Origin of the sequence: Pseudomonas sp. HMWF021 (assembly GCF_003061005.1) — a bacterium.
GTDB lineage: Bacteria > Pseudomonadota > Gammaproteobacteria > Pseudomonadales > Pseudomonadaceae > Aquipseudomonas.
In genome coordinates this window covers 1-5,059 of sequence record NZ_QAIK01000113.1, presented here as the reverse complement: position 1 = coordinate 5,059, position 5,059 = coordinate 1, and the positions used below count along the sequence as shown (strand labels likewise).

Genomic DNA, 5,059 nt, shown 5'->3' with positions numbered 1-5,059 from the left:
TCGCCACAAGAGTTGGGCCAAACGGCTGCGTTCGCCGTTCATAGCATCAAAGATGCTCTTGGCCGCCGACGGCCCTATAATGCGCGCCGGTTTTTGGGGTAATGGTCATGAGTACAGAAGATCCACGGTTTGCAGGCATCGCCCGTTTGTATGGCATCGAGGGTCTTGAGCGCCTGCGCGCCGCCCATGTGGCGATTGTCGGCGTCGGTGGCGTCGGTTCCTGGGCGGCGGAAGCCATGGCCCGCTGTGGCGTGGGCGAGATTTCGCTGTTCGACCTCGACGACGTCTGCGTCAGCAACGCCAACCGTCAGTTGCATGCGCTCGACAGCACCGTCGGCAAACCCAAGGTCGAAGTGATGGCCGAGCGTCTGCGCGGGATCAACCCGGACTGCACCGTGCACGCGGTGGCGGATTTCGTCACCCGCGACACCATGGCCGAGTACATCACGCCGAACATCGACTGCGTGATCGACTGCATCGACGCGGTCAACGCCAAGGCTGCGCTGATCGCCTGGTGCAAACGTCGCAAGATCCAGATCATTACCACCGGCGGTGCCGGCGGGCAGATCGATCCGACGCTGATTCAGGTCTGCGACCTCAACCGCACGTTCAACGATCCGTTGGCCTCGAAAGTGCGTTCGACGTTGCGTCGCGACTATGGCTTCTCGCGCACTGTGACCCGTCATTACAGCGTGCCGTGTGTGTTTTCCACCGAGCAACTGCGCTATCCGAAACCGGACGGCAGCATCTGTTTGCAGAAGAGTTTTGTCGGCGATGGCGTGAAGCTTGACTGCGCCGGCGGGTTTGGCGCGGTGATGATGGTCACGGCGACGTTCGGCATGGTCGCGGCGACCAAGGCAGTGGACAAGATTGTGGCGGGTGTGCGGCGACCGGCGGATCGGGTGAAGCCTCAGGTTTGATTCTGGGGCTGAGGGCCTCATCGCTGGCAAGCCAGCTCCCACAATTCCCTTGTAGGAGCTGCCGCAGGCTGCGATCTTTTGATCCTGATTCTAAAAAACAAGGTCAAAAGATCGCAGCCTGCGGCAGCTCCTACAGGGTGGTGGCCAAGTCATTCATGCGCTGGAGTACGGCATTCAAACCGTTGCTGCGTGATGGCGATAACTGGCGGGAAAGGCCGAGTTGATTGAACCAGTCCGGCAAATCCACCTGCTGCAACTCGCCAGCGCTCAAACCGTTGACCCGCAACAGCAGCAACGCCACCAAACCGCGAATCATCCGCGCATCGCTGGCAGCGCTGAACTGCCAGTGGCCATCCTGCAACTCACCCACCAGCCACATTTGGCTCTCGCAGCCATGCACGCGGTTGGCCTCGCATTTGTCCGCGTCATTCAGCGGCGGCAGACGATCGCCAAACTGCATCAGCAACCGTGCGCGCTGTTCCCAACCAGCAGCGTTCTGAAAGGTTTGCAGCGCTTCGGCGGCGGCGAGCGGCAGGTTCATCGCAGCAACTCCAGAGCCTGATCCAGCGCTTCAAAGAAACGCTCCAGATCCTCGGAATCGTTGTACAGCGCCAGCGACACGCGAATCGCGCCCGCCAGTTCGAAGCTTTTCAGCAACGGCATGGCGCAGTGATGCCCGGCGCGCACGGCGATGCCTTGCTCGGTCAGCAGGTGCGCCAGATCGGCGTTGTGCACACCCTCGACGACAAAACTTGCCAGTGCCAGTTGCGGCTTGCCCAGCAGACGAATGCCGTTGCGCGCGGCGAGGCCTTGCAGCAGGTAGGCGTGCAGCGCTGCTTCGTGGGCCGATACCGCGTCCTGATCCAGCCCGGACAGATAATCGAGGGTCGCGCCGAGGCCGATCACGCTGGCAATCGGCGGCGTGCCCGCCTCGAAACCCAGCGGAGCAGGGCGGAAACGCGCGTCGTGATAGTGGGCTTCCAGCACCATTTCGCCGCCGAACTGCCACGGCTGTAGTTGTTCAAGCGCCTTATGGCGCCCGAACAGCACACCGAGGCCATCGGGGCCGTACAGCTTGTGGCTGGAAAACACATAGAAGTCGCAACCCAGCGCCTGCACGTCGTGGCGACCATGCACCACGCCTTGCGCGCCATCGACCACGGTCAGCGCATTCTGCGCCTTGGCCATCGCCAGCAGCGCCGGCAACGGTTGCCATGCACCGAGCACGTTGGACAGCTGACTGACCGCCAGCAAGCGAGTGCGCGGGTTGATCAGATGCACGGCGGCACCGAGGTCGATCACGCCGTCGGCGTCCAGCGGCAGGATCACCAGCTTCAGCTCGCGCCGTTTTGCCAGTTGCTGCCACGGCAGCAGGTTGGCGTGATGCTCCAGGGCGCTGATGACAATTTCATCGCCCGGGTGGAAAAGATGTTCCAGGCCACAGGCCAGGAGATTAAGCGCACTGGTGGCGCCGTGGGTGAAGATGATCTGCCCGCTGTCACCGGCATTGAGCCACTGGGCAACCTTGAGCCGACTGTCTTCGAACGCCTGCGTCGCGTGGGCGCCGGGCAGATGCTGCGCGCGATGCACATTGGCCGCGCCGTTGGCGTAGTAATGCGTCAGTGCGTCGAGCAGGGCCTGGGGTTTTTGCGTGGTGGCGGCGTTGTCCAGATAGGTCTGGTCTTGCCGTTGCAGGGCGGCGATGGCCGGAAAGTCGGCACGCCACGGGGAGGGAATCATCACAGTTTTCAGCCCTGGTGAAGAGGGGCGGGATGTACGCCGAACCTTGTGGGAGCGGGCTTGCTCGCGAATGCGTCCTGTCAGTCAATAAGTTGCTGAATGACACTACGCCTTCGCGAGCTAGCCCGCTCCCACAGGGGGGATCATGTGGCTGCTTAGTTGTGAGCGTGCAGCGCTTCGTTCAGCTCGATCGCCGATTTGTGGGTTTTGCATTCCACGGCACCGGTTTCCGAATTGCGACGGAACAGCAGGTCAGTCTGACCGGCCAGCTCACGCGCCTTCACAACCTTGACCAGGTTGTTGTTTTCGTCGAGCAGCGCGACCTTGGTGCCGGCGGTCACGTACAGGCCCGACTCGACGGTATTGCGGTCGCCCAACGGAATACCGATACCGGCGTTGGCGCCGATCAGGCAGCCTTCGCCGACCTTGATCACGATGTTGCCGCCGCCCGACAGGGTGCCCATGGTCGAGCAGCCGCCGCCCAGGTCCGAACCCTTGCCGACGAATACGCCAGCGGAAACGCGGCCTTCGATCATGCCCGGGCCTTCGGTGCCGGCGTTGAAGTTGATGAAACCTTCGTGCATCACGGTGGTGCCTTCGCCCACGTAGGCGCCCAGACGCAGACGCGCGGCGTCAGCGATACGCACGCCGGCCGGCACCACGTAGTCGGTCATTTTCGGGAACTTGTCCACCGAGAACACTTCCAGCAGCTCGCCACGCAGACGCGCTTCCAGTTGCAGTTCGGCCAGTTCGCTCAGGTCGATCGCGCCCTGGCTGGTCCAGGCCACGTTCGGCAGCAGCGGGAAGATCCCGGCCAGGCTTACGCCGTGCGGCTTGACCAGACGGTGCGACAACAGGTGCAGCTTGAGGTAGGCCTCAGGCGTCGAGGTCAGCTGTGCGTCTTCGGCCAGCAGGGTGGCGACCAGTGGCTTGTGGCTCTCGGCCAGACGGGTCAGCAGCTTGCCTTGAACGGCGTCGATGCCTTTGACCGCTTCAGCCAGTTGCGCAGCCTGCGCAGTGGTGAAGGTGATGGCCTGGTTGCCTTCGGTGTAACCGAGGATCGGCGCAACGGCGGCGACCAGTTCGGCCGACGGATTGAGCAGTGGCTGGGCGTAGAACACTTCCAGCCACGCGCCTTGACGGTTTTGCGTGCCGACACCAAAGGCGATGCTGAACAGAGCGTTGGACATGTGAATACCTCTAGCAATAAGTGACGGGCTGCTTACTTGAGTGCGGCCGCGTAGATGTCTGGCTTGAAGCCAATCAGGGTTCGGTCACCGAGATCGAGCACCGGGCGCTTGATCATCGAGGGTTGAGCGAGCATCAGTTCGATGGCTTTCGATTGGTCGAGATCGGCTTTACGTTCGTCGTCGAGTTTGCGAAAGGTCGTGCCTGCACGGTTCAACACCGTTTGCCAGCCGTGCTCGTCACACCATTGGGTCAGGTGTTCACGGTCGATGCCGGCGGTTTTGTAGTCATGGAAGTCGTAGCTGACAGCGTGTTCATCGAGCCAGGTGCGCGCCTTCTTCATGGTGTCGCAGGCTTTGATGCCGAAAAGGTGCAACGTTTTACTTGAAACGGTCAAGGAATCGCCCCCTTTACAGGTGCTGGAAAAAAATGGTGTCGGATTATGCCATGACCAAAGCGTTTCGGGCGCCCGGCTTCATTACCCTGCACAAATCCCTGTAGGAGCTGTCGAGTGAAACGAGGCTGCGATCTGTTGATTTTGTTTTTAAACATCAAAAGATCGCAGCGTGCCGCAGCTCCTGCATAGGGCGTGTGCGACATAGGTGCAAACGCCAGACGCATCCTAAGCGGCTAATATGGCAGTTCAACGCTGTCGATTGTCTGAGATTTCCGCTTTATGCAAACCGCTTACACCGTCCTTATCCTGCTGATGCTGGTCAGCGTCTCGCGGCTGGTCGGACGGGTCATCCCGCTGCCGCTGCCTCTGGTGCAAATCGCCGCCGGTGCCTTGCTGGCCTGGCCGACACTGGGCCTGCACGTCGCGCTGGACCCCGAACTCTTCCTGTTTCTGTTCCTGCCGCCACTGCTGTTTTCCGACGGCTGGCGCATGCCCAAACGCGAATTCTGGCATTTACGTGGGCCAATTCTGACGCTGGCGGTCGGTCTGGTGCTGTTCACCGTGGTCGGCGCCGGCTACTTCATTCACTGGCTGTTACCGAGCATTCCGCTGCCGGTGGCCTTCGCGCTGGCCGCCGTGCTGTCGCCGACCGACGCCGTGGCGGTGTCGGCCATCTCGCAGAACCGCTTGCCAACGCCGCTGATGCACATGCTGCAGGGCGAGGCGCTGATGAACGATGCGTCGGGTCTGGTGACGTTCAAGTTCGCCCTCGCTGCGGCGGTGACCGGGGTGTTCTCGCTGGCCAATGCCAGCC

The 5,059-nt window shown here is 61.8% G+C and carries 6 protein-coding genes; 2 read left to right on the top strand and 4 right to left on the bottom strand.

What is annotated here, in order from left to right:
* Positions 1-101 precede the first annotated feature (101 nt).
* The gene (gene tcdA, locus DBR18_RS15310) at positions 102-920 is read left to right on the top strand and encodes a tRNA cyclic N6-threonylcarbamoyladenosine(37) synthase TcdA (RefSeq protein ID WP_003222099.1); all 819 of its coding nucleotides are present in this window, start codon (positions 102-104) and stop codon (positions 918-920) included.
* A 130-nt stretch (positions 921-1,050) separates the two neighbouring features.
* Here the strand turns inward: tcdA and DBR18_RS15300 are convergent, their stop codons facing one another.
* The 4 genes from DBR18_RS15300 to DBR18_RS15285 form a co-directional block, all read right to left on the bottom strand.
* Positions 1,051-1,461, bottom strand: coding sequence for a SufE family protein (locus DBR18_RS15300; protein ID WP_108590933.1), 411 nt, complete (start codon positions 1,459-1,461; stop codon positions 1,051-1,053).
* A complete protein-coding gene (locus DBR18_RS15295) occupies positions 1,458-2,663 on the bottom strand; it encodes an aminotransferase class V-fold PLP-dependent enzyme (RefSeq protein ID WP_108590932.1) in 1,206 nt (401 codons plus the stop codon). Before DBR18_RS15295 ends, DBR18_RS15300 begins: the two co-directional genes overlap by 4 nt.
* A 152-nt stretch (positions 2,664-2,815) precedes the next feature.
* The gene (gene dapD / locus DBR18_RS15290) at positions 2,816-3,850 is read right to left on the bottom strand and encodes a 2,3,4,5-tetrahydropyridine-2,6-dicarboxylate N-succinyltransferase (protein ID WP_108590931.1); all 1,035 of its coding nucleotides are present in this window, start codon (positions 3,848-3,850) and stop codon (positions 2,816-2,818) included.
* A gap of 32 nt (positions 3,851-3,882) precedes the next feature.
* Entirely contained in the window at positions 3,883-4,245 is a 363-nt protein-coding gene (locus DBR18_RS15285) for an ArsC family reductase (protein ID WP_003222107.1), read from the bottom strand.
* Between the two features lie 279 nt (positions 4,246-4,524).
* On the opposite strand from DBR18_RS15285, the gene DBR18_RS15280 reads away from it, so the two are divergent.
* A partial coding sequence (locus tag DBR18_RS15280) for a cation:proton antiporter (RefSeq protein WP_177482393.1) occupies positions 4,525-5,059 on the top strand: 535 nt, incomplete at its 3' end.

What these genes read in the sequence shown, in the direction of transcription:
- dapD (WP_108590931.1), bottom strand. Translation starts at nt 3,850, where the DNA reads ATGTCCAACGCTCTGTTCAGCATCGCCTTTGGTGTCGGCACGCAAAAC.
- DBR18_RS15300 (WP_108590933.1), bottom strand. Translation starts at nt 1,461, where the DNA reads ATGAACCTGCCGCTCGCCGCCGCCGAAGCGCTGCAAACCTTTCAGAAC.
- tcdA (WP_003222099.1), top strand. Translation starts at nt 102, where the DNA reads ATGGTCATGAGTACAGAAGATCCACGGTTTGCAGGCATCGCCCGTTTG.